This window comes from Escherichia sp. MOD1-EC7011 (assembly GCF_002965005.1).
In the GTDB taxonomy this organism is placed as follows: Bacteria; Pseudomonadota; Gammaproteobacteria; order Enterobacterales; family Enterobacteriaceae; genus Escherichia; species Escherichia ruysiae.
Window position 1 is genome coordinate 170632 of the sequence record NZ_PTRD01000001.1, and the last position, 24260, is coordinate 194891.

General features: G+C 51.6%; 19 protein-coding genes and 1 pseudogene. 17 read left to right on the top strand and 3 right to left on the bottom strand.

Translation table 11 applies throughout. The features are described 5' to 3' along the window. Positions 1–6: 6 nt before the first annotated feature. Positions 7–1359 carry a molecular chaperone gene (gene yegD / locus A7098_RS00910; RefSeq protein WP_000469766.1) on the bottom strand — a complete coding sequence of 451 codons (1353 nt, stop codon included), beginning with the start codon at positions 1357–1359 and terminating at the stop codon, positions 7–9. 133 nt (positions 1360–1492) lie between these two features. Between yegD and alkA the strand changes: the two are divergent. Then, a pseudogene (gene alkA / locus A7098_RS00920) lies at positions 1493–2340 on the top strand (DNA-3-methyladenine glycosylase 2). A gap of 79 nt (positions 2341–2419) precedes the next feature. Here the strand turns inward: alkA and A7098_RS00925 are convergent. After that, positions 2420–5737, bottom strand: coding sequence for a diguanylate cyclase (locus A7098_RS00925; protein ID WP_105280179.1), 3318 nt, complete (start codon positions 5735–5737; stop codon positions 2420–2422). A 318-nt stretch (positions 5738–6055) separates the two neighbouring features. Between A7098_RS00925 and udk the strand changes: the two genes are divergently transcribed. From udk to asmA, 3 genes are all read left to right on the top strand, one after another. Next, positions 6056–6697 carry a uridine kinase gene (gene udk, locus A7098_RS00930; RefSeq protein ID WP_000132077.1) on the top strand — a complete coding sequence of 214 codons (642 nt, stop codon included), beginning with the start codon at positions 6056–6058 and terminating at the stop codon, positions 6695–6697. 91 nt (positions 6698–6788) lie between these two features. Further along, the gene (gene dcd, locus A7098_RS00935) at positions 6789–7370 is read left to right on the top strand and encodes a dCTP deaminase (protein WP_001234767.1); all 582 of its coding nucleotides are present in this window, start codon (positions 6789–6791) and stop codon (positions 7368–7370) included. A gap of 21 nt (positions 7371–7391) precedes the next feature. Then, complete coding sequence (gene asmA, locus A7098_RS00940) at positions 7392–9245, top strand: outer membrane assembly protein AsmA (RefSeq protein WP_105280180.1); 1854 nt, start codon at positions 7392–7394, stop codon at positions 9243–9245. A 67-nt stretch (positions 9246–9312) separates the two neighbouring features. On the opposite strand, the gene A7098_RS00945 is transcribed toward asmA, so the two are convergent. Continuing rightward, the gene (locus A7098_RS00945) at positions 9313–10896 is read right to left on the bottom strand and encodes a TerC family protein (protein ID WP_105280181.1); all 1584 of its coding nucleotides are present in this window, start codon (positions 10894–10896) and stop codon (positions 9313–9315) included. A 650-nt stretch (positions 10897–11546) separates the two neighbouring features. On the opposite strand from A7098_RS00945, the gene wza reads away from it, so the two are divergent. The 13 genes from wza to wcaI all read left to right on the top strand — a co-directional run bounded on the left by wza (position 11547) and on the right by wcaI (position 24259). Then, positions 11547–12686, top strand: a complete 1140-nt coding sequence (gene wza, locus A7098_RS00950) for a polysaccharide export protein Wza (RefSeq protein WP_000978081.1) — start codon at positions 11547–11549, stop codon at positions 12684–12686. Between the two features lie 5 nt (positions 12687–12691). Then, positions 12692–13135, top strand: coding sequence for a low molecular weight protein-tyrosine-phosphatase Wzb (gene wzb / locus A7098_RS00955; protein ID WP_105280182.1), 444 nt, complete (start codon positions 12692–12694; stop codon positions 13133–13135). Positions 13136–13137: 2 nt separating this feature from the next. Then, positions 13138–15300 carry a tyrosine-protein kinase Wzc gene (gene wzc, locus A7098_RS00960; protein ID WP_105280183.1) on the top strand — a complete coding sequence of 721 codons (2163 nt, stop codon included), beginning with the start codon at positions 13138–13140 and terminating at the stop codon, positions 15298–15300. A 92-nt stretch (positions 15301–15392) separates the two neighbouring features. Beyond that, a complete protein-coding gene (gene wcaA, locus A7098_RS00965; RefSeq protein ID WP_000654503.1) occupies positions 15393–16232 on the top strand; it encodes a colanic acid biosynthesis glycosyltransferase WcaA in 840 nt (279 codons plus the stop codon). A 2-nt stretch (positions 16233–16234) separates the two neighbouring features. Next, positions 16235–16723, top strand: coding sequence for a colanic acid biosynthesis acetyltransferase WcaB (wcaB, locus tag A7098_RS00970; protein WP_000888726.1), 489 nt, complete (start codon positions 16235–16237; stop codon positions 16721–16723). Then, positions 16720–17937, top strand: coding sequence for a colanic acid biosynthesis glycosyltransferase WcaC (gene wcaC, locus A7098_RS00975; RefSeq protein WP_105280184.1), 1218 nt, complete (start codon positions 16720–16722; stop codon positions 17935–17937). Before wcaB ends, wcaC begins: the two co-directional genes overlap by 4 nt. Then, a complete protein-coding gene (gene wcaD / locus A7098_RS00980) occupies positions 17912–19129 on the top strand; it encodes a colanic acid polymerase WcaD (RefSeq protein ID WP_105280185.1) in 1218 nt (405 codons plus the stop codon). The genes wcaC and wcaD overlap by 26 nt, the downstream gene beginning before the upstream one ends. Positions 19130–19139: 10 nt before the next feature. Further along, the gene (wcaE, locus tag A7098_RS00985; protein ID WP_105280186.1) at positions 19140–19886 is read left to right on the top strand and encodes a colanic acid biosynthesis glycosyltransferase WcaE; all 747 of its coding nucleotides are present in this window, start codon (positions 19140–19142) and stop codon (positions 19884–19886) included. A 15-nt stretch (positions 19887–19901) separates the two neighbouring features. After that, on the top strand, positions 19902–20450 hold the full coding sequence (gene wcaF / locus A7098_RS00990) for a colanic acid biosynthesis acetyltransferase WcaF (RefSeq protein WP_105280187.1): 549 nt from the start codon (positions 19902–19904) through the stop codon (positions 20448–20450). Between the two features lie 26 nt (positions 20451–20476). Further along, the gene (gene gmd, locus A7098_RS00995) at positions 20477–21598 is read left to right on the top strand and encodes a GDP-mannose 4,6-dehydratase (protein ID WP_105280188.1); all 1122 of its coding nucleotides are present in this window, start codon (positions 20477–20479) and stop codon (positions 21596–21598) included. Between the two features lie 2 nt (positions 21599–21600). Then, entirely contained in the window at positions 21601–22566 is a 966-nt protein-coding gene (gene fcl / locus A7098_RS01000; protein WP_105280189.1) for a GDP-L-fucose synthase, read from the top strand. A 2-nt stretch (positions 22567–22568) separates the two neighbouring features. Beyond that, positions 22569–23048, top strand: a complete 480-nt coding sequence (gmm, locus tag A7098_RS01005) for a GDP-mannose mannosyl hydrolase (protein WP_032225622.1) — start codon at positions 22569–22571, stop codon at positions 23046–23048. Then, positions 23045–24259, top strand: coding sequence for a colanic acid biosynthesis fucosyltransferase WcaI (gene wcaI / locus A7098_RS01010; protein WP_105280190.1), 1215 nt, complete (start codon positions 23045–23047; stop codon positions 24257–24259). Before gmm ends, wcaI begins: the two co-directional genes overlap by 4 nt. The last annotated feature ends 1 nt before the right edge of the window (position 24260 follow it).

Consider the following 24260-nt stretch of genomic DNA (forward strand, 5'->3'; position numbering starts at 1 on the left):
TCTTATTTAACGAAATACTACCTCTGCCCAGCGCGCCAGCCCGGCGGTGACGGAGCCAAAGTCGTCGCCACCTGCAATCGGGATGCCCGGCAGCTGTTCCGCCAGTGCCTTTTTAATCAGCGGCGATCGGGCGCTACCACCTGTCAGATAGATGACGTCTGGTTTTTCCTGGGCGTTATCCAGCGCCAGTTGCACCTGTTCCAGAATCCGCGCCAGCGGCTGGTTGAGGGCGCTTTCCAGTCCATGCTGGCTAATCAACGTTGCCAGTTTGTCACCGATAAACGGCAGCGACGCGCAGGTTTCCGCTGCGCTTGAAAGGGCAATTTTGCACTCTTCCGCGCTGCGCACCAGACGATAACTTAAACGTTGCCGCCAGACTTTCTGTAACAGGGCGACTTTCTCTGGCTCGCGGGCGTCGCGTACCAGGTCGTTAAGCAGGCGACCGTTGGCGCTACTGTAGAAATCACTCTGCGCAGGTACGTCGTTGATGGCAACCGCATTCCACCACGGTAGGATCGGCAGGGCGATACCTTTTTCGGTTTCGCCACCCATGCCCAGTAGCGGCATCAGATGTTTAAATGCCAGCGCGATATCCAGATCGTTACCACCAATACGGCAACCACTGTGACCCAGTAGGCTGGATTCACGATCGAGACGCGAACGCCACTGCGGCCCCATCAGCAGCAATGAACAGTCAGTAGTACCACCGCCGATATCCACCACCAGTACGCGTTTTTCTTCCTGCAAGGTGGCTTCGTAATCCAGCCCTGCCGCCACCGGCTCGTACTGGAATACCACATCCTTGAATCCGGCACGCTTCGCCGCACGTTCCAGAATCCCTTGCGCCTGGGCGTTTGCTTCATCGCCGCCCAATCCCTGGAAGTTGATTGGACGACCAATGACTGCCTGGGTAATTGTTTCTGGCAGTTGCGCCTGCGCTTGTTGGCGAATGTGCAACATCATTGCGCAGACCAGATCCTCAAACAGCGCCACCTGCTGTGGTTTTAACCCGCTGGCACCGAGGAACGATTTCGGTGATTTCACAAACCACACTTCTTCCGGATCATCAATATACTGCGCCAGTGAGGAAAGACCGAACTGCACGCTTTTCGCCGTGACGTCGATATCTTCTTCGCGGTTATAACGAAGCGCCCGACGTAACAGCGCCTGCGTTTCATCATCGTTTGCCGGAACATCATGATGGCGGTACAGCCACTCGCTTACTGCTTCACGCGTTGGTGCGCAAAGCATTGAAGGCAGCAGCGTGCTGTCATTTTCCATTTTCAACATCTGCGGTTTACCGTCGCGCATCACCGCCACTGAACAGTTTGCTGTACCGTAATCAAAACCAATAAACACGAAATAATCCCCATGCCGGTGAAGAAGGGGCGTGACTTTAGCGAAATGTTGCCGTCGCGACAACCGGAATATGAAAGCAAAGCGCAGCGTCTGAATAACGTTTATGCTGAAAGCGGATAAAAAAGGAGATGCGATGTATACCCTGAACTGGCAGCCGCCGTATGACTGGTCGTGGATGTTGGGATTTCTTGCCGTCCGTGCGGTGAGTGGCGTAGAAACAGTCACGGACAATTATTATGCCCGTAGTCTGGCGGTGGGCGAACATCGCGGCGTGATAAAGGTGGTTCCTGATGTCGAAACTAATACGTTGCAAGTGAATGTAAGTTCGGGATTAGAAGCGGTAGCGACCGAGTGCCTGGCGAAAATGAGCCGCCTGTTTGATCTGCAATGTAATCCGCAGATTGTTAACGGTGCATTGGGCGAGTTAGGCGCTGCGCGGCCAGGGCTACGTCTGCCCGGGAGTGTTGATGCTTTTGAGCAGGGCGTGCGCGCGATTTTAGGCCAACTGGTGAGCGTGGCGATGGCGGCAAAATTGACTGCCAAAGTGGCGCAGCTTTATGGCGAACGGCTGGATGATTTCCCTGAATATGTCTGCTTTCCCCCCCCCAACGACTGGCTGCAGCCGACCCGCAGGCACTAAAAGGGTTGGGGATGCCGTTGAAACGGGCAGAGGCGCTGATTCATTTAGCCAATGCGGCACTGGATGGCTCCTTGCCGATGAAAATGCCGGGCGACGTTGAGCAAGCGATGAAAACGCTGCAAACATTTCCTGGAATTGGGCGCTGGACGGCGAATTATTTCGCCTTGCGTGGCTGGCAAGCGAAAGATGTTTTCCTGCCGGATGATTATTTGATTAAACAGCGATTTCCAGGAATGACGCCGGCACAAATCCGCCGTTATGCCGAACGCTGGAAACCCTGGCGTTCTTATGCGCTGTTGCATATCTGGTATACGGAAGGCTGGCAACCAGAAGAAGTATGATGCTGGTCGTCTTATCCAGCCTGGGGAATGAGCGAATTGTAGACCTGATAAGACGCGTCAGCGTCGCATCAGGCAATACTCAGTTAATCGCGAAATAACTGCTATTAATCAGCAAATCCAGAGGCTGAGCGTCGGCAATGACATCGCCATAAATCAGATCAACACCCATGCCGGAAAGCGTATCCATCACCAGCGGCAACGCTACTGGCCCCGCGATGGTCTTCACTCCCAGCCGCTGGGCATGACCCTGAATGATCGATATCAGCATCTCATCCATCAAATTACCCTGTACGCTGGCGCATAACTCACCGTCGAGCAGCAGATAATCCGCCATATTTGCTTTCAGCGTGTTGAAGAGCTGCAGATCGCGCCCCACCTGACTGAGCACGATCCGGCAGCCTGCCAGCCGCAATTTATGCATATTTTCTGCGTGGTCGAAAATCGCTTCAGCCGGAATAATCAGATGTAATAACCGTGACGGTAGGGAACTGCTTTCCAGTTGCTCAAGCAGTTTATCCACCAGCGGGGCGCTGCTTAACCCGGCAACGGAAAGGGGGAGGGCGATACTTAAGCCTTTACTGGCAACCGCTTTTGCTGTCTGCTGGAAAAACTCATGTAATATCCGACGATCAAGGGCGTGATTGAGCGCCGGATCGCTGAAACTACGACGAAATGCCAGTTCATCAATAGTCTCACCTTCACTACTCCAGAGCTTAAGCGAAATCAGCCACAAATTACGCGTAGCCGGGATTCGTGGTGAAGCGACGCCGTGGGCGATCATCATCAGTTGATTCTCTTTGATCATCCGCCACTGTTCATCGAGTGACATCATCGCCTGTTCGCTATGTTTGGCTGTTTGCTGTGGTTCGTAAACCGTCACCCGACCACGCCCACCATTTTTCGAAGCATAACAGGCGATATCGGCCTGCGACATCACGTCTGCCGCCTGATGATTGCTGTCATCGATAAGGGTAATCCCTGCGCTGGCACCTACCCGATGCACGCGGCCTTCCCACATAAAGTGATAGTCATTAATCGCACTGATAATGCGTGTGGCGATAAAGCGGGCACTTTCAACATTACAGTCCGGTAGCAACAGACCAAATTCATCACCGCCGAGTCGCGCCAGCACATCGCTGGAGCGCAACATACTGAGCATCAACGACGCCAGTTCACGCAGTAAAGCATCGCCCGCCGCGTGCCCGGCGCTGTCATTCACCGCTTTAAAGTGATCAAGATCGATAAACACCAGTGCATGTCGATGATGCGTGCTGCTTACCGTTTGCAGCAGTATTCGCAGTTGTTTTTCAAAACTGGCGCGGTTAGTGAGATGCGTCAGGGCATCATGGGAGGCGCTATAACTAAGCTGGCGCAGCATTTTGCGTGACTCAGTCACATCCTGAATGACCAGTACCGAACCAATATTGCTGCCATCCAGCGTACTTAACGGCGTAATGCTGTAATGGACGTCGTAGCTTCCGCCGTTGCGGCAGTGGAGAACGACATCTTGTTCAATAGCGGAACGCGACGTGTCGGCACTGTAAATGTTCTCCATTAACGGCCCATTGTCGCCAAATGTAATTTGCAACGCTGTTAATAGTGGAACACCCAACGCCTCTTCTTGTGTCCAGCCGCTCATCTTCTCGGCAACCGGATTCATAAAGGTAATTTTCATCGCCATATCAATACAGACCACGGCTTCGCCGATGGAATCCAGCGTAATGTGCAGGCGCTCTTTTTCCTGAAACAGCGCCTCGTTCAGCTGTTTCACTTCGGTCATATCAATGTTAATACCGAGCAATCGTTCGACTTCGCCTTCTTTATTCAGCACCCGATTGGCGAGGGCGCGGATATGACGAATACCGTCTTTCACGGTGATGCGAAATTCCAGCTTAAAAGGCAAGCGAGCCTGTAATGAATCACGAATCACTTTTTCGGCGTGTTGGCGATCTTCCGGCAGCACACAGTCATACCACACCTGCCAGTTCGGTTTGATATGTGGCGAAATTTCATATAGCTCGAACATCCGCTTATCCCAACTAAAAATATCCGGCTTCAGTTCCCACTCCCAGATGCCAATCCCACCCGCTTCATTAGCCAGCGTTATCCGTTCCATCAGGCGTTTGTTAATCTGTTCGGTGCGTTTAAGATCGTTTATGTCTTCAATCTGCGCAATAAAGTAGAGCGGCGTGCCATCGGTGTGGCGTACCAGCGAGACGGCAAGCAGCGCCCAGACAACGTCGCCATTACGGTTGTAATAACGTTTCTCCATCGAGTAGGTATTTATTTCACCGCTAATTAGCTTCTCAACGTGTTGCAGATCTTTATTGAGATCTTCCGGCCAGGTAAGTTGCTGGAAGGTGAGGGCGCGCAACTCTTCCTGGCTGTAACCGAGAAACTGGCATAACGCTTTGTTGGATTGCAGCCATTGCCCCTCGGTGCCCACTAATGCCATGCCGATGGCGGAATATTCCATAGCGTTACGAAAGCGGGTTTCGCTTTCTGAAATATGCTTGCGTTCAGCGCGAAAGGCGTACATCACCATGGTCATGATGTTGGCGGGCAGCAGGATCAGCAAAAATGGTAGCCACGGTACGTGACTCATCAAGTAGGTTCGCGGCGTGGCAAGTAAAGTCGGATCGGCCGCCATCATCAGCGACACCATCATCACTGTGGTGAGGAAAATCAAAAAGGCTTCCATCCGTGGCAGGCGCACGGCACTCCACATCAGTAGCACAATAATGAAAGTAAAAGGCCACGGTAGATATAGCATCGAGAGCCAGCTTAACGTCAGCGTGATGGCTAATGTTAGTAGTGTTTCAAACAACAGCCGTGGATCACGGTGACGGAGCAGGTAATGTGGCTTAAATAACAATCCTAGCGGTACTAGCGCCAGTGCGCCGATTGATTCGGAAAGTACCCAGATTAGAAATGCTCTAAGCGGATCGTCGTCTGATACCAGCAGGATAACCAGCACGCCACCCAATACTGGCGGTACGATGGCGCTGCCAAATGCGAGACGTAGCCAGTCAGCCAGATTTTGCAGTGGGTTATACCACGGCAGCAATTTCCGCAGCAGCATTGCCCCCACGACGGCCTCAACAATGTTGATTGCCGTCCACGTCATATTCAGCGAACTGGTAGAGAAGAGCAGTACGGATGCGGCGATATTCCCCAGCGAGCAGGCCAATGCGATTCCCGGCCACATCCGTCCGGCATGGCGGTAAAATGCCACCATCATAATGGACGTGGGGAACCAGAGTGGCGCAAGTTGCGTACCGAACTGTGAAAGCTCAAGCGAGAAAAGGGTAAAGATGAATGAGACTAAACCTAAACTGACGAGGTGAAGCAGGGGATGAGGCAGGGTAATTAAAACACGTTGTGATGGTTTACTCATTACCGCTCTATCCGTATGACCTGGTCGTCAGTATTAGTATCTGTGTTTATGCTAGTACAAAAGTTTTACATTTTATATGCGGATTGTTCATAAAGTGACGTGGTGGCAGATAATTTGTGCAACTTTACACAACATTTTTTACCTTGCGTTAAAACCGAACAATTAAATTTGCGTCAGGGAATTGATCGCCAACAATTAACTCTAAGTGTGCGGCAACGCTATTCGACTGGTATCAGGCGGATGAAATCCCTATAATTGCCGCGTTTGGCGCTTCGGCGCCCCCTTCCTAACATCCAGGTTAATCAGGTCGCTAAATTTATGACTGATCAGTCTCATCAGTGCGTCATTATCGGTATTGCTGGCGCATCGGCTTCCGGCAAGAGTCTCATTGCCAGTACCCTTTATCGTGAATTACGTGAACAAGTGGGTGATGAACACATCGGCGTTATTCCGGAAGATTGTTACTACAAAGATCAAAGCCATCTGTCGATGGAAGAACGCGTTAAGACCAACTATGACCATCCGAGCGCGATGGATCACAGTCTGTTGCTTGAACATTTACAAGCGTTGAAACGCGGCTCGGCTATCGACCTGCCGGTTTACAGCTACGTTGAACATACGCGTATGAAAGAAACGGTGAAGGTTGAGCCGAAGAAAGTCATTATTCTCGAAGGCATCTTGCTGCTGACGGATGCGCGTTTGCGTGACGAACTTAACTTCTCAATTTTCGTTGATACCCCACTGGACATCTGCCTGATGCGCCGCATCAAGCGCGACGTTAACGAGCGTGGGCGTTCGATGGATTCTGTAATGGCACAATATCAAAAAACGGTGCGTCCGATGTTCCTGCAATTCATTGAACCTTCCAAACAATATGCGGACATTATCGTGCCGCGCGGCGGTAAAAACCGCATCGCGATCGATATATTGAAAGCGAAAATAAGTCAGTTCTTTGAATAAGCTTGATAAATTGTGTACCGTTCAGTGATAACCTGGTATGCCCTTGACGTAATTGGCGTTAAGGGAGTGATGCGCGAAAGGAGAAAATGCCATGCGTCTGTGTGACCGAGATATTGAAGCCTGGCTTGATGAAGGCCGTTTGTCGATCAACCCACGTCCGCCGGTGGAGCGTATTAATGGCGCGACGGTAGATGTGCGCCTGGGCAATAAGTTTCGTACCTTCCGTGGTCACACGGCAGCGTTTATCGATCTGAGCGGTCCCAAAGATGAAGTGAGCGCCGCGCTCGATCGGGTGATGAGCGATGAAATCGTGCTCGACGAGGGCGAGGCGTTTTATCTCCATCCGGGAGAACTGGCGCTGGCGGTGACGCTGGAGTCGGTCACGCTGCCTGCCGATCTTGTGGGCTGGCTGGATGGGCGCTCCTCACTGGCGCGTCTGGGGTTGATGGTTCACGTTACCGCTCACCGTATCGATCCAGGCTGGTCTGGCTGCATCGTGCTTGAGTTTTACAACTCCGGTAAATTGCCGCTGGCGCTGCGTCCGGGCATGTTAATTGGCGCGTTAAGTTTTGAGCCGCTTTCCGGCCCGGCGGCGCGACCATACAACCGTCGTGAAGATGCGAAATATCGCAACCAGCAGGGCGCGGTTGCCAGCCGAATCGATAAAGACTAATTCAGGCTCATTGAGGATACCATGAGACGATTTCTGACGACCCTGATGATAATCCTGGTCGTGCTGGTGGCCGGATTATCTGCGTTAGTGTTGCTGGTGAATCCGAATGATTTCCGCGACTATATGGTCAAGCAGGTCGCTGCACGTAGTGGTTATCAATTGCAGTTGGATGGGCCGCTGCGTTGGCACGTCTGGCCGCAGCTTAGTATCCTCTCCGGGCGAATGTCCCTCACCGCCCAGGGCGCGAGCCAGCCACTGGTGCGCGCCGATAATATGCGCCTTGATGTGGCGTTATTGCCGTTATTGAGTCATCAACTGAGCGTTAAGCAGGTGATGCTGAAAGGCGCGGTAATTCAACTTACGCCACAGTCGGAAGCGGTTCGTCGTGACGATGCCCCTGTTGCGCCGCGCGACAATACGTTGCCGGATCTGGCAGAAAATCGCGGCTGGTCGTTTGATATCTCCAGTCTGAAAGTGGCGGACAGTCTGCTGGTGTTCCAGCATGAAGATGACGAGCAGGTGACGATTCGCAACATCCGTCTGCAAATGGAACAAGATCCACAGCATCGCGGTTCGTTTGAGTTCTCCGGGCGGGTTAACCGCGATCAGCGCGATCTCACGTTATCTCTCAAGGGCACGGTGGATGCTTCTGATTATCCGCATGATTTAACCGCAGCCATTGAGCAAATTAGCTGGCAGCTGCAAGGCGCAGATCTGTCACAGCAAGGTATTCAGGGGCAGGGGAGCTTCCAGGCTCAGTGGCAAGAGCCACATAAACGCCTTTCATTTAATCAAATCAATTTGACCGCGAATGACAGCGCGCTTAGTGGACAAGCGCAGGTCACGCTGACTGAAAAGCCCGAATGGTTGTTAAGATTGCAGTTTTCGCAACTGAATCTTGATAATCTCATACCGCTTAATGAAGCCGTTAACAGTGAAAACGGAACCACGCAACAGGGGCAGAACCAGCCAATGCTGCCGCGTCCGGTCATTTCCTCGCGTATTGATGAACCGGCCTATCAGGGGTTAAAAGGTTTTGCGGCTGATATTTTGTTGCAGGCCAGTAACGTGCGTTGGCGCGGGATGAATTTTACTGATGTTGCTACGCAAATGACCAATAAGTCGGGTTTGCTGGAAATCACCCAACTGCAAGGCAAACTCAACGGTGGACAGGTATCGCTGCCGGGGACGCTGGACGCGACATCAACAAATCCACGTATAAGCTTGCAGCCACGGCTGGAGAACGTTGAGATTGGCACCATTCTGAAGGCATTTAACTATCCGATTTCGTTAACCGGAAAAATGTCTCTGGCTGGCGACTTCTCTGGCGCTGATATTGATGCCGACGCATTCCGCCACAACTGGCAAGGGCAAGCGCATGTTGAAATGACCGACACGCGAATGGAAGGGATGAACTTCCAGCAGATGATTCAGCAAGCGGTAGAACGTAACGGCGGTGATGTGAAGGTCGCTGAAAACTTCGATAATGTGACTCGTCTCGACCGCTTTACGACCGATCTCACGCTACATAATGGCCTCGTGACGTTAAACGACATGCAAGGTCAATCGCCGGTGTTGGCACTGACAGGGGAAGGCACGTTGAATCTGGCAGAGCAGACCTGCGATACCCAGTTTGACATTCGCGTCATTGGCGGCTGGAACGGAGAAAGCAAACTGATTGATTTCCTCAAAGAAACGCCAGTACCGCTGCGGGTTTACGGCAACTGGCAGCAACTCAATTACAGCCTGCAAGTGGATCAGTTACTGCGCAAACACTTACAGGATGAAGCCAAACGTCGCCTGCACGACTGGGCTGAGCGCAATAAAGATTCCCGCAATGGCAAAGATGTGAAGAAGTTGCTGGAGAAGATGTAAGTTTCCAGATGATATAATTTGTAGGCCTGATGCAACGCTTTACGCGTTTTATCAGGCCTACATACCATCACACCTCGTACTCCAAATTATCTTCCTTACGCAGCGGAATAATCTGCACCTTCTGCACGCGATGGCTTTCCACCTGTAACGTTTTGAGCAAATAATTCCCCACCTGAACTTCTTCGCCAGGTTTTGGAATACGCTGTAAATATTCCATCAGCAGCCCGGCGATGGTGTGATATTCACGTTTTTCATCCAGCGGCAGCGGCACATATTGCACCAGATCTTCCAGTGGCATATGACCATTCGCCGTCCAGGAACCGTCGGCGTTTTTCTGAATATCATGGCGGGCGTCGATCTCTTCCACTTCGTTCGGTAAGTTACCAGCAATGGTTTCGGTGACGTCACTTAATGTCACAATCCCTTCCACCGAGCCAAACTCATCCACCACAAAAGCAAAGTGCGTGCGGGCGTTGCGGAACTGCTCCAGGGCAGGTAACAGCGGCAAGGTTTCCGGGAAAACCAGCGGCTGGCGAATCAACACCCGCAGATTGAGCGGTTCGCCGCGCAGTGACTGTTGTAGCAGATCGATAACGTGAACAACACCAAGCAAATCTTCCGCGTCATCGCCATCGGTAACGACCAGACGCGTATGTTGATTTCGCTCCAGCAACTGGCGGATCTCGTCTTCCGGCGCGTTGAGATCGATATGCTCGATATCGTGGCGCGAGGTCATGATGCTGCTGACGGTACGCTGGTTAAGATTAAGTACCCGCTCAATCATCCGCCGTTCCTGCGGATTAAAGATCTGCTGGTTACCATGATCTACCAGCATGGACGCGGTTTCGGCGTCCAGTTCCGCATCTTCTTTTTGCCCGCTTAACAGGCGCATTACCGCTTCGGTGGTGCGCTGGCGCAGGGTCTGGTTAGCGGAAAGAAAACGTCGCCGGTTAAAGATAGCCAACTGATTGAGCGCCTCGATCATCACCGAGAAACCAATCGCAGCGTACAGATAGCCTTTCGGAATGACGAAGCCGAAACCTTCCGCCACCAGGCTAAAGCCAATCATCAACAGGAAACTTAAGCAGAGAATAACGATCGTCGGGTGATTGTTAACAAATTGCGTTAACGGTTTACTTGCCATCAGCATCAGGCTGATAGCGATAACGACGGCAGCCATCATGACCAGTAAATGGTCGACCATCCCGACGGCGGTAATCACTGAGTCGAGTGAGAAGATGGCGTCCAGCACCACAATTTGCGTCACCACACCCCAGAACTTCGCACCTTTGCGTTGCGTGGGGTTATTGCTGTCTTTCCCTTCCAGTCGCTCGTTCAGCTCCATCGTGGCTTTGAACAGCAGGAAGAAACCACCAAACAGCATGATTAAGTCGCGGGCGCTAAAGGTAAATGAGCGGAAGCTGAACAGTGGTTGAGTCAGGGTGACCAGCCAGGAGATTGACGCCAGCAGTAACAGGCGCATTAACATTGCCAGCAGCAGCCCGGTAACCCGTGCGCGGTCGCGCTGCTTCGGCGGTAGTTTTTCGGCGAGGATGGCAATAAAGACCAGGTTATCAATGCCGAGGACCAGTTCGAGCACAATCAGCGTGATTAACCCGGCCCAGATAGACGGATCGGCAATCCATTCCATAGTAAGTACAAAACCTATTCGTTGTATGACAAATGTCACAATTCGATCATGGATAATTCAGGGCAAAAATGCAATGTTGCAGCACTATTTATCTGACTTTATTTGAGAACTATAACATTGCATTATCCCTGAATTAAAAGGGGTAATAATAAAATATTATTTAAGAAATATCGCATATAGAGATGCTATATTAAATATTGTCAACCTAAAGAAACTCCTAAAAAACACCACAAATTACACTTACTATAATTCTTAAAAATAGCCCATTGTCGAATTGTTACCTTGCCTGCTATTCCGTTAGCTGTAACACTTCCTCCTGCATTATTGGAGAGCCAATATTCAATTACCATAATGCTACCTTATATTCGGAAGTTAATTTCTTGAATAACCCTTTCTCATAAACGACTGTATGCTGAGAGGGTTTTAAAAACCAAACTAAATCAGTGTATTGGTAGCTAAAAAGCCAGGGGCGGTAGCGTGTCTGGATGCCTGAAAGACCAGTCTGAATTATTCTGTCAATAGCCTGCGGATGAAATCAATTTTTTTAGGACTGATGCCAGTTAAATTCTTATTCAATTAGCTGCAAGGTAAATGTGCATGTCGATAAATAATGCACAGGATAATTACTCTGCCAAAGTGATAAATAAACAATGATGAAATCCAAAATGAAATTGATGCCATTATTGGTGTCAGTAACCTTGATAAGCGGTTGCACAGTACTTCCGGGCAGTAATATGTCTACGCTGGGTAAAGACGTCATCAAACAGCAGGACGCTGATTTCGACCTCGACAAAATGGTGAATGTTTATCCGCTGACCCCGCGCCTGATTGATCAATTACGCCCACGCCCGAACGTGGCGCGCCCCAATATGACGCTGGAAAGCGAGATTGCTAATTACCAGTATCGCGTCGGGCCGGGCGACGTTCTTAATGTCACCGTCTGGGATCACCCGGAACTCACTACGCCAGCTGGTCAGTACCGCAGCTCCAGCGACACTGGCAACTGGGTACAGCCTGACGGCACCATGTTCTACCCGTATATCGGCAAGGTTCACGTGGTGGGGAAAACGCTCGCTGAAATCCGTAGTGATATTACCAGCCGCTTAGCGACGTACATCGCTGACCCGCAGGTGGACGTTAATATCGCCGCCTTCCGCTCACAAAAAGCCTATATCTCAGGTCAGGTGAATAAATCCGGCCAGCAGGCCATCACCAACGTACCACTGACCATTCTCGACGCCATTAACGCCGCAGGTGGCCTGACCGACACAGCCGACTGGCGCAATGTGGTGCTGACACACAATGGTCGTGAAGAACGCATTTCTTTGCAGGCGCTGATGCAAAACGGCGACCTCAATCAGAACCGACTGCTTTACCCCGGCGATATTCTCTACGTGCCGCGTAATGATGATCTGAAAGTATTTGTGATGGGTGAAGTGAAGAAACAGAGCACCCTGAAAATGGACTTTAGCGGCATGACCCTGACTGAAGCGTTAGGCAATGCCGAAGGTATCGACATGACCACCTCCAACGCCAGCGGCATCTTTGTCATTCGTCCGCTGAAAGGCGAGGGCGGGCGTAACGGCAAGATTGCCAATATCTACCAGCTGGATATGTCCGATGCGACGTCGCTGGTGATGGCGACGGAATTCCGCCTGCAACCTTATGACGTGGTGTATGTCACCACCGCCCCGGTTTCCCGCTGGAACCGTCTGATCAATCAGTTGCTGCCAACTATTAGCGGTGTCCGTTACATGACGGATACAGCCAGCGACATTCATAACTGGTAATCGTCATGTTTAACAACATCTTAGTTGTCTGTGTCGGCAATATTTGCCGTTCCCCGACGGCGGAACGCTTACTGCAACGTTATCACCCGGAGCTGAATGTGGCATCCGCCGGACTCGGCGCGCTGGTCGGTAAGGGCGCTGATCCTACCGCCATCAGCGTCGCCGCCGAGCATCAACTGTCTCTGGAAGGTCACTGTGCACGGCAAATCAGCCGCCGCCTGTGTCGCAACTACGACCTGATTTTGACCATGGAAAAGCGTCATATCGAACGCTTATGCGAGATGGCACCGGAGATGCGCGGCAAAGTGATGCTGTTTGGTCACTGGGATAACGAATGTGAAATCCCCGATCCGTATCGCAAAAGTCGGGAAACGTTTGCAGCGGTGTACACATTACTTGAACGGTCTGCCCGCCAGTGGGCGCAGGCATTGAACGCAGAGCAGGTATAAGAATGACAGAAAAAGTAAAACAACATGCCGCTCCGGTAACGGGCAGTGATGAAATCGATATCGGTCGCCTGGTCGGCACCGTCATTGAAGCGCGCTGGTGGGTGATTGGTATCACCGCCGTGTTCGCCCTCTGTGCTGTGATTTACACCTTCTTCGCCACGCCGATTTATAGCGCCGACGCGCTGGTACAAATCGAACAAAGCGGCGGCAATTCGCTGGTGCAGGACATTGGTTCGGCGTTAGCCAACAAACCGCCAGCCTCGGACGCTGAGATCCAGTTGATTCGTTCGCGTCTGGTACTCGGTAAAACGGTAGACGATCTTGACCTCGATATCGCGGTGAGCAAAAACACCTTCCCTATTTTCGGCGCGGGCTGGGAGCGCCTGATGGGACGTCAGAATGAGACGGTGAAAGTGACCACCTTTAACCGCCCGAAAGAGATGGCGGATCAGGTGTTTACGCTTAATGTGCTGGACAACAAAAACTACACTTTGAGCAGTGATGGCGGCTTTAGCGCCCGTGGGCAAGCGGGCCAGATGCTGAAAAAAGAAGGCGTCACGCTGATGGTTGAAGCCATTCACGCCAGCCCGGGCAGTGAGTTTACCGTCACCAAATACTCCACGCTGGGGATGATCAATCAACTGCAAAACAGCCTGACGGTAACGGAGAACGGCAAAGACGCTGGCGTTTTGAGCCTGACTTATACCGGTGAAGATCGCGAACAGATCCGCGACATTCTTAACAGCATCGCCCGTAACTATCAGGAACAAAATATTGAGCGCAAATCGGCGGAAGCGTCGAAAAGCCTCGCTTTCCTCGCGCAACAATTGCCGGAAGTGCGCAGCCGCCTTGATGTCGCCGAAAACAAACTGAATGCCTTCCGTCAGGATAAAGATTCTGTGGATCTGCCGCTGGAAGCGAAAGCGGTGCTCGATTCGATGGTGAACATCGACGCGCAGTTGAACGAACTAACCTTTAAAGAGGCGGAAATCTCTAAGCTGTTCACCAAAGTTCACCCGGCGTACCGTACTTTGCTGGAGAAACGTCAGGCGCTGGAAGACGAAAAAGCCAAACTTAACGGTCGCGTAACGGCGATGCCGAAAACTCAGCAGGAGATTGTACGCCTGACGCGTGATGTCGAGTCTGGTCAGCAGGTCTATATGCAACTGCTGAATAAAGAGCAGGAGCTGAAAATCACCGAAGCCAGCACCGTTGGCGATGTGCGCATTGTTGACCCGGCAATCACCCAGCCTGGCGTGCTGAAACCGAAGAAAGGGCTGATTATTCTCGGTGCGATTATTCTTGGCCTGATGCTCTCCATTGTTGGTGTGCTGCTGCGCTCGCTGTTTAATCGCGGCATCGAAAGTCCACAAGTGCTGGAAGAACACGGTATTAGCGTCTATGCCAGCATCCCGCTGTCGGAATGGCAGAAAGCGCGCGATAGCGTCAAAACCATCAAAGGGGTTAAACGCTATAAACAGAGCCAGCTATTGGCGGTGGGGAATCCAACCGATCTGGCGATTGAAGCCATCCGCAGTCTGCGTACCAGTCTGCACTTCGCGATGATGCAGGCGCAGAACAATGTGTTGATGATGACCGGGGTTAGCCCGTCAATCGGTAAAACCTTTGTCTGCGCCAACCTGGCGGCGGTGATCAGCCAGACCAATAAACGGGTGTTGTTGATCGACTGCGATATGCGCAAAGGCTATACCCACGAGCTGTTGGGCACCAATAACGTCAATGGCCTGTCAGAGATTTTGCTTGGTCAGGGCGATATTACTACCGCTGCTAAACCCACTTCGATTCCCAAATTTGACCTGATCCCGCGCGGTCAGGTGCCACCAAATCCTTCTGAACTGTTGATGAGCGAACGCTTTGCCGAACTGGTGAGCTGGGCGAGTAAAAACTACGACCTGGTGTTGATTGATACGCCGCCGATTCTGGCAGTGACCGATGCAGCAATTGTCGGGCGTCGTGTCGGAACCACATTAATGGTGGCGCGTTATGCGGTCAACACATTGAAAGAAGTGGAAACCAGTCTGAGCCGCTTTGAGCAAAACGGTATTCCAGTGAAAGGGGTGATTCTGAACTCCATCTTCCGCCGCGCCAGCGCGTATCAGGATTATGGCTATTACGAATACGAATATAAGTCGGATGCGAAATAACGACACCTGCATTCGCACCGCCCCGTAGGCCGGATAAGGCGTTCACGCCGCATCCGGCAAGCAAACCAGCTCATAAGCCGGGAGAATAACAAATGAAAGACAATCCGCTGATCTCAATCTATATGCCGACCTGGAACCGCCAACAACTGGCGATTCGGGCGATAAAATCGGTCCTGCGCCAGGACTACAGTAACTGGGAGATGATCATCGTGGATGATTGCTCCACCTCCTGGGAACAACTGCAACAGTACGTCACCGCCCTCAACGATCCGCGTATTACCTACATTCACAACGACATTAACAGCGGGGCGTGCGCGGTACGTAACCAGGCTATTATGCTGGCGCAAGGGGAATACATTACCGGGATCGATGACGATGATGAATGGACGCCCAACCGCCTGAGCGTCTTCCTCGCCCATAAACAGCAACTGGTCACTCACGCCTTTTTGTACGCTAACGACTACGTTTGCCAGGGCGAAGTCTATTCCCAACCGGCAAGTTTGCCACTGTATCCCAAATCACCCTATTCACGCCGCCTGTTCTATAAACGCAATATCATTGGCAATCAGGTCTTTACCTGGGCGTGGCGTTTCAAAGAGTGTTTGTTCGATACCGAACTGAAAGCGGCACAGGATTACGACATCTTCCTGCGGATGGTGGTGGAGTATGGCGAACCGTGGAAAGTGGAAGAGGCGACGCAGATCCTGCATATCAATCACGGCGAAATGCAGATCACCTCGTCACCGAAAAAATTCTCCGGATACTTCCACTTTTACCGTAAGCACAAAGACAAATTCGACCGCGCCAGCAAAAAATATCAATTGTTTACCCTCTACCAGATCCGCAATAAACGCATGACCTGGCGGACTTTGTTGACGCTACTGTCGGTGCGTAACGGCAAACGTCTGGCTGATGGAATACGGGGGCGTTAAGGATGCTGGAAGATCTGCGCGCTAACAGCTGGAGTTTACGCCCGTGTTGCATGGTTCTCGCCTATCGTGTCGCCCATTTTTGCTCGGTGTGGCGCAAAAAGAACGCCCTCAATAATCTGTGGGCGGCTCCGCTGCTGGTGCTGTATCGCATTATCACTGAATGCTTTTTCGGCTATGAAATCCAGGCCGCCGCAACCATTGGCCGTCGTTTTACTATCCATCACGGTTACGCCGTAGTGATCAATAAAAACGTGGTGGCGGGGGATGATTTCACCATTCGCCACGGCGTCACTATCGGCAATCGTGGCGCCGATAACATGGCATGTCCACACATTGGCAATGGCGTCGAACTCGGTGCCAACGTCATTATTCTTGGTGATATCACGCTTGGTAACAACGTCACCGTGGGCGCGGGCAGCGTGGTGCTCGACTCTGTCCCGGACAACGCGCTGGTGGTGGGAGAAAAAGCGCGAGTGAAGGTAATTAAATGAATATTCTGCAATTTAATGTGCGACTGGCGGAAGGCGGGGCGGCAGGTGTGGCGTTAGATCTCCACCAGCGTGCGCTGCAACAGGGGCTGGCGTCACATTTTGTCTACGGCTACGGCAAAGGCGGCAAAGAGAGCGTCAGCCATCAGAACTATCCGCAGGTCATCAAACATACGCCTCGGATGACCGCGATGGCGAACATCGCGCTGTTTCGTCTGTTTAATCGCGATCTGTTTGGCAATTTCAATGAGTTGTATCGTTCCATAACCCGCACTTCGGGGCCGGTAGTCCTGCATTTTCATGTGTTGCACAGCTATTGGTTGAATCTTAACAGCGTGGTGCGCTTTTGCGAAAAAGTGAAAAACCACAAACCAGACATCACTCTGGTCTGGACGCTGCACGACCACTGGAGCGTTACCGGGCGCTGCGCCTTTACCGACGGTTGCGAAGGCTGGAAAACGGGCTGCCAGAAATGCCCGACCTTAAATAACTATCCACCGGTGAAGATTGATCGCGCGCGCCAGCTGGTGGCGGGCAAACGCCAGTTGTTCCGCGAGATGCTGGCGCTGGGCTGTCAGTTTATTTCCCCCAGCCAGCATGTGGCTGACGCTTTCAATAGCCTGTACGGTCCAGGGCGTTGCCGGATTATCAATAACGGCATTGATATGGCAACCGAAGCCATTCTGGCGGAACTTCCACCGGTGCGTGAAACCCAGGGCAAGCCGAAAATCGCGGTGGTGGCGCATGATTTGCGTTACGACGGCAAAACAAACCAGCAACTGGTGCGCGAGATGATGGCGCTGGGCGATAAAATCGAACTGCATACTTTCGGTAAGTTCTCGCCGTTCACCGCAGGCAACGTGGTCAATCACGGCTTTGAAACCGACAAACGTAAGCTGATGAGCGCGCTCAATCAGATGGATGCGCTGGTGTTCAGTTCTCGTGTCGATAACTACCCGCTGATTTTGTGTGAGGCGCTATCGATTGGCGTGCCGGTGATCGCCACCCATAGCGATGCGGCGCGGGAAGTGCTGCAAAAATCCGGTGGTAAAACCGTCAGCGAAGAAGAGGTGCTGCAACTGGCGCAGTTAAGCAAACCGGAAATCGCGCAGGCGATATTTGGTACTACGTTGGCTGAGTTCAGCCAGCGCAGCCGCGCCGCCTACAGTGGACAACAGATGCTGGAGGAGTATGTCAACGTCTATCAGAATCTGTAGCTACCTGTTGCTGCCGCTGATTTACCTGCTGGTTAACGTCAAAATCGCCCAGCTTGGCGAAAGTTTCCCCATCACCATCGTCACTTTTTTGCCTGTCTTATTACTGCTGTTTTTAGAGCGCATCAGCGTTAAAAAATTGATGATTGCCTTAGGGATTGGCGCGGGGCTCACGGCGTTCAACTACCTGTTTGGTCAGTCGCTGGATGCCAGTAAATATGTCACTTCAACCATGCTGTTTGTCTATATTGTGATCATTATTGGTATGGTGTGGAGTATTCGCTTTAAAACGATTTCGCCACACAACCATCGCAAGATATTACGTTTCTTTTATCTGGTGGTCGGGCTGGTGGTGGCGCTGGCGGCGGTGGAGATGGCGCAAATTATCCTCACCGGCGGCAGCAGTATTATGGAGTCGATTTCGAAATATCTGATTTACAGCAACAGCTATGTACTGAATTTCATTAAATTCGGCGGTAAGCGAACTACGGCACTTTATTTCGAACCGGCATTTTTCGCTCTGGCGTTAATCTCAATTTGGCTCAGTATCAAACAGTTTGGTATCAAAACGCCTAAAACTGATGCTATGATTCTCGCAGGAATAATATTATCCGGATCGTTTTCAGGTGTTATGACCTTTATCCTGTTTTATTTGCTGGAGTGGGTATTTCAGTATCTGAATAAAGAAGCGATTAAGAAAAAGTTACCGTTAGCATTGATTTCTCTGGCTGTATTCCTGATTGGTGTGGTAATCGCGTTTCCTTATATTTCCACCCGTCTGGGAGATTTAGGCACAGAAGGGTCGTCATCGTATTATCGTATTGTCGGTCCGCTGGTGATGGTCGGTTATTCTTTGACCCATATTGACGGTGTAGTCAGATTTGGCTCACTTTATGAATATGTCGCATCATTCGGAATATTTAACGGTGCGGATGTCGGAAAAACCATAGACAATGGTTTGTATCTGCTGATTATTTATTTTTCCTGGTTCGCGGTGTTTTTATCTCTGTGGTACATGGGGAAAGTGATAAAAATGATGCTCAACGCTTTTGGCGATAATCGTAATTTTCGCGTGCAGCTCTATCTTTTTACGCCGGTATCGCTGTTTTTTACCGGTTCGATATTTAGCCCGGAATATGCTTTTTTAATCGTCTGTCCGTTTATTTTGCGAAAAGCGTTAAATATTACGAGGTAAGAATAAGAACATGTTGCTTAGCATAATCACCGTCGCGTTTCGTAACATCGAAGGGATAGTCAAAACGCACGCCTCGCTGGCGCATCTGGCGCAGGCGGACGATATCAGCTTCGAATGGATTGTTGTCGATGGCGGTTCTAACGACGGCACCCGTGAGTATCTGGAAAATCTCAATGGTATCTATAACCTACGCTTTGTTAGTGAGCCAGATAACGGCATTTACGACGCCATGAACAAAGGTATTGAAATGGCGCAAGGTCAGTTTGCGCTGTTTCTCAACTCAGGCGATATTTTCCATCAGGATGCCGCAATTTTTGTCCGTAAGTTAAAAGTGCAAAAAGATAACGTGATGATCACCGGCGATGCGCTGCTGGATTTTGGCGACGGGCATAAAATTAAACGTAGCGCCAAACCGGGCTGGTATATTTATCACAGCCTGCCCGCCAGTCATCAGGCAATATTTTTCCCGGTATCCGGTTTGAAAAAATGGCGTTATGACCTGGAATATAAAGTTTCTTCCGATTACGCCCTGGCAGCCAAAATGTATAAAGCCGGTTATGCATTTAAAAAACTCAATGGTCTGGTGTCTGAATTTTCTATGGGTGGGGTATCTACCACTAATAATATGGAATTGTGTGCCGACGCGAAAAAAGTCCAACGGCAGATATTACATGTGCCTGGCTTCTGGGCAGAATTATCCTGGTATTTACGCCAACGTACTACCTCAAAGACGAAAGCCTTATATAACAAAAGCTGAATATAAGGGAAAACGATGCAAGATTTAAGTGGTTTCTCGGTGCCGAAAGGGTTCCGGGGCGGCAACGCTATTAAAGTGCAATTGTGGTGGGCAGTACAGGCAACAATATTTACCTGGTCGCCGCAAATATTCTATCGCTGGCGGGCTTTTTTATTACGTTTATTCGGCGCAAAAATAGGAAAAAACGTAGTTATTCGTCCGTCAGTAAAAATTACCTATCCGTGGAAATTAACCTTAGGTGATTACGCGTGGGTCGGCGATGAGGTCAATTTATATACCCTCGGTGAAATAACCATTGGCGCGCATTCGGTGATATCGCAAAAAAGTTATTTATGCACCGGGAGCCACGACCATGCAAGTCAACATTTCACCATTAACGCCACGCCTATTGTGATTGGCGAGAAATGCTGGCTGGCAACCGATGTCTTTGTTGCCCCTGGCGTCACGATCGGCGATGGCACCGTCGTGGGTGCGCGAAGCAGTGTTTTTAAATCGCTTCCGGCAAATGCCATTTGCCGGGGGAATCCCGCAGTGGTGATACGCGAACGCGTTGAAACTGAATAAATTCAAAAAATACAGAGGAATAAGACATGTCAAAAGTCGCTCTCATCACCGGTGTAACCGGACAGGATGGTTCTTACCTGGCAGAATTGCTGCTGGAGAAAGGTTACGAAGTGCATGGCATTAAGCGTCGTGCATCGTCATTCAACACCGAGCGCGTGGATCACATTTATCAGGATCCACACACCTGCAACCCGAAATTCCATCTGCATTATGGCGACCTGAGTGATACTTCCAACCTGACGCGTATTTTGCGTGAAGTGCAGCCGGACGAAGTATACAACCTGGGTGCGATGAGCCACGTTGCGGTTTCTTTTGAATCCCCTGAATACACCGCAGACGTTGATGCGATGGGCACGCTGCGTCTGCTGGAGGCGATCCGTTTTCTCGGTCTGGAAAAGAAAACCCGTTTCTATCAAGCCTCCACTTCTGAACTTTACGGTCTGGTGCAGGAAATCCCGCAGAAAGAGACCACGCCGTTCTACCCGCGATCTCCGTATGCCGTCGCCAAATTGTACGCCTACTGGATCACCGTTAACTACCGTGAATCCTACGGCATGTACGCCTGCAACGGCATTCTGTTTAACCATGAATCTCCGCGCCGTGGCGAAACCTTCGTCACCCGCAAAATCACCCGCGCAATCGCCAACATCGCCCAGGGGCTGGAGTCGTGTCTGTACCTCGGCAATATGGATTCCCTGCGTGACTGGGGTCATGCCAAAGATTACGTAAAAATGCAGTGGATGATGCTGCAACAAGAACAGCCAGAAGATTTCGTTATCGCTACCGGCGTTCAGTACTCCGTGCGCCAGTTCGTGGAAATGGCGGCGGCACAACTGGGCATCAAACTGCGCTTTGATGGTACAGGCGTTGAAGAGAAGGGCATTGTGGTTTCCGTCACCGGGCATGACGCGCCGGGCGTTAAACCGGGCGATGTGATTATCGCCGTTGACCCACGCTACTTCCGTCCGGCTGAAGTTGAAACGCTGCTCGGCGACCCGACCAAAGCGCACGAAAAGCTGGGCTGGAAACCAGAAATCACCCTCAGAGAGATGGTGTCTGAAATGGTAGCTAATGACCTCGAAGCGGCGAAAAAACACTCTCTGCTGAAATCTCACGGCTACGACGTGGCGATCGCGCTGGAGTCATAAGCATGAGTAAACAACGCATTTTTATCGCTGGCCATCGCGGGATGGTCGGTTCCGCCATCAGGCGGCAGCTCGAACAGCGCGGTGATGTGGAACTGGTATTACGCACCCGCGACGAGCTGAACCTTCTGGATAGCCGTGCGGTGCATGATTTCTTTGCCAGCGAGCGCATTGACCTGGTCTATCTGGCGGCGGCGAAAGTGGGCGGCATTGTTGCCAACAACACCTATCCGGCGGATTTCATCTACCAGAACATGATGATTGAGAGCAACATCATTCACGCCGCGCATCAGAACGACGTGAACAAACTGCTGTTTCTCGGATCGTCCTGTATCTACCCGAAACTGGCAAAACAGCCGATGGCAGAAAGCGAGTTATTGCAGGGTACGCTGGAGCCGACCAACGAGCCTTATGCCATTGCCAAAATCGCCGGGATCAAACTGTGCGAATCTTACAACCGCCAGTACGGACGCGATTACCGCTCAGTCATGCCGACCAACCTGTACGGGCCGCATGACAACTTCCACCCGAGTAATTCGCATGTGATCCCAGCATTGCTGCGTCGCTTCCACGAGGCGACGGCACAGAATGCACCGGACGTGGTGGTGTGGGGCAGCGGTACACCGATGCGAGAATTTCTGCACGTCGATGATATGGCGGCGGCGAGCATTCATGTCATGGAGCTGGCGCACGAAGTCTGGCTGGAAAACACCCAGCCGATGCTGTCGCACATTAACGTCGGCACGGGCGTTGACTGCACTATCCGCGAGCTGGCGCAAACCATCGCCAAAGTGGTGGGTTACAAAGGTCGGGTGGTTTTTGATGCCAGCAAACCGGACGGTACGCCGCGCAAACTGCTGGATGTGACGCGCCTGCATCAGCTTGGCTGGTATCACGAAATCTCACTGGAAGCGGGGCTTGCCAGCACTTACCAGTGGTTCCTTGAGAATCAAGACCGCTTTCGGGGGTAATGATGTTTTTACGTCAGGAAGACTTTGCCACGGTAGTGCGCTCCACACCGCTTGTCTCTCTCGACTTTATTGTCGAGAACAGTCGCGGCGAGTTTCTGCTTGGCAAAAGAACCAACCGCCCGGCGCAGGGTTACTGGTTTGTGCCGGGAGGGCGCGTGCAGAAAGACGAAACGCTGGAAGCCGCATTTGAGCGGCTGACGATGGCGGAACTGGGGCTGCGTCTGCCGATAACAGCAGGCCAGTTTTACGGCGTCTGGCAGCACTTTTATGACGATAACTTCTCCGGCACGGATTTCACCACTCACTATGTGGTGCTCGGTTTTCGCTTCAGGGTAGCGGAAGAAGAGCTGTTACTGCCGGATGAGCAGCATGACGATTACCGCTGGTTGACGCCGGATGCGCTGCTCGCCAGTGACAATGTTCACGCTAACAGCCGCGCCTATTTTCTCGCTGAGAAGCGTACCGGAGTACCCGGATTATGAAAATACTGGTCTACGGCATTAACTACTCGCCGGAGTTAACCGGTATCGGCAAATACACCGGCGAGATGGTGGAATGGCTGGCGGCGCAAGGTCATGAGGTGCGGGTCATTACCGCACCGCCTTACTACCCGCAGTGGCAGGTGGGGGAGAACTATTCTGCCTGGCGTTACAAACGAGAAGAGGGCGTGGCTACGGTGTGGCGCTGCCCGCTGTATGTGCCAAAACAGCCGAGCACCCTGAAACGCTTGTTGCATCTCGGCAGTTTTGCCGCCAGCAGTTTCTTTCCGCTGATGGCGCAACGTCGCTGGAAGCCGGAGCGCATTATCGGCGTAGTGCCAACGCTGTTTTGCACGCCGGGAATGCGTCTGCTGGCGAAACTCTCTGGCGCGCGTACCGTGCTGCATATTCAGGATTACGAAGTGGATGCCATGCTGGGACTGGGTCTTGCGGGAAAAGGCAAAGTGGCACAACTGGCAACGGCGTTCGAACGTAGCGGACTGCATAACGTCGATAACGTCTCCACCATTTCGCGCTCAATGATGAATAAAGCTGTCGAAAAAGGCGTGGCGGCGGAAAAGGTCATCTTCTTCCCCAACTGGTCGGAAATCGCCCGTTTTCAGCATGTCGCAGAGGCTGATGTTGACGCCCTTCGTAACCAGCTTGGCCTGCCGGATAACAAAAAAATCATTCTTTACTCCGGCAATATTGGTGAAAAGCAGGGGCTGGAAAACGTTATTGAAGCTGCCGATCGCCTGCGCGATGAACCGCTGATTTTTGCCATTGTCGGGCAGGGCGGCGGCAAAGCGCGGCTGGAAAAAATGGCGCAGCAGCGTGGACTGACCAATTTGCAGTTTTTCCCGCTGCAATCGTATGACGCTTTACCCGCACTGCTGAAGATGGGCGATTGCCATCTGGTAGTGCAAAAACGCGGCGCGGCAGATGCCGTATTGCCGTCGAAACTGACCAATATTCTGGCGGTAGGCGGTAACGCGGTGATTACCGCAGAAGCCCATACAGAACTGGGGCAGCTTTGCGAAACCTTCCCAGGAATTGCGGTTTGCGTAGAACCGGAATCGGTCGAGGCGCTGGTGACGGGGATTTGTCAGGCGCTCCTGCTGCCCAAACACAACACGGTGGCACGTGAATATGCCGAACGCACGCTCGATAAAGAGAACGTGTTACGTCAATTTATAAATGATATTCGGGGATAAT